At 54.3% G+C, this 1,463-nt stretch carries 1 protein-coding gene; it reads right to left on the bottom strand.

Annotation, left to right across the window (positions count from 1 at the left end):
- Positions 1 to 733: 733 nt before the first annotated feature.
- Positions 734 to 1,463 (bottom strand): metallophosphoesterase (locus U4E84_RS17255; RefSeq protein ID WP_322533329.1); only part of this gene is annotated, 730 nt, incomplete at its 5' end.

Raw genomic sequence — 1,463 nt, 5'->3', positions numbered from 1 at the left:
CTCCTCAGCCACAAAGCTCCGGTGGTGAAGCCGCACTATCGCTCGAGGCCCGTCATCCCAATTCATCACGATGGGAAGGATAATCAGTCGGTCGGAGACACTCGTTCAGACAAACACGCCATGAGATCTGTAGATGATCGACACTGAATAGCGGAACCAAGTTTCTATCTTCGAAGCGAGATGTTTCGCACGTAGACCATACTCCGCCGTACGAGGTAGATACATGTAGCAGACCGGATACGCTACGGATGTGTTCAATATCTCGGAGTCAAATATTATTGATCGGGGCGAGCCTGACCAGCTGTCCGGACATAAATATCAGCACCAAGTCCGGATCTCCCGAAACCAAACAGAACCACACATGTTCATCGAAGGTGTCGATGGTCTCGATATTTCTCGCGTGTCTGACGACCGGTTCTATGTTGAGTACTGGGGGTACATGTACGGTGAGTTGTTGATCACTCGTGATGGTGTGAGAGAACTGAAACGGAACTTTCTCGACGACCAAGAAGAGATGCCTGGGTAGACGTTGTCGACCGCGCTATCGGAAATTCCCGACTGGTTCCCTGCGCCGGAGGACATCCCTTCTCCTGTTACCTGTGATGATTGTGGGACTGATGTCTCGGTGACTGAGGTCGTTACCTCGTGGTCAGGGGAGTCGCAATATCGCTACTGTCCGGATTGCTGGTCAACAGTCCAAGACGAAATATAATTTCTGCGGAACCAGAGTCACCTACACCGGCCGTCTATCGAGGTCGATCCCTGATTCGGTAGCGGTCAGCAGCCATGTCGATGGGTTGCTGTTCTTCTCGTAGGAACTGATCGGAACCGTTGGCCCGGTCACAAGAACAGGGATGGCACGGCCGCGAACATGTGCCTGATCAGCTACGTGGAGGTGACCAGTTATGATTAAATCGATGTCGAAGTCTGCGCTTTCGATGTATGGCAAAATATCTGCTCGGTTCGGGTCCTTTTGATAGAGCAGCGAGCCAGAACGGTCTACGGCCGGGTGGGGCGACGCGTGGATAACTAAGACGTTCTTTCCCAAGGGCATATCCATCGATCCACCCGGTGCTGTCGTAGGGAATGACTGACCACTGTGGTCAACCCCACGGAAGTTCACCGAAGAACTCCCGACCGGCGACGTCGTTTCCGTGAGGTGGATTCCTGAAGTCGACGTCAGCAGCTTCCGGCCCTTCTCGTCATCGTGATTTCCGAACACGTAGTAGAACAGGATTCCTGCTCCGACTGTTCGAGAGATCGCTTGTCTGACTGCGTTTCGATCTCCCTGCGTATTCCCGTGGTCGAACACGTCGCCCGCGTGTACGACGGCGTCGACATCGAGGTCGCGTGCCCGCTCGAGACATCGTACGAATGCCTCACGAGCATTGACGTTCCTCGCCCACGCAGCCTTCTCGGATGGGGAGCGGTGTCGATACCCGACGTGCGTGTCTCCGAGTACA

Origin of the sequence: Halorubrum sp. AD140 (assembly GCF_034497445.1) — an archaeon.
GTDB lineage: Archaea > Halobacteriota > Halobacteria > Halobacteriales > Haloferacaceae > Halorubrum.
This window is presented reverse-complemented; position numbering and strand designations above follow the sequence as displayed.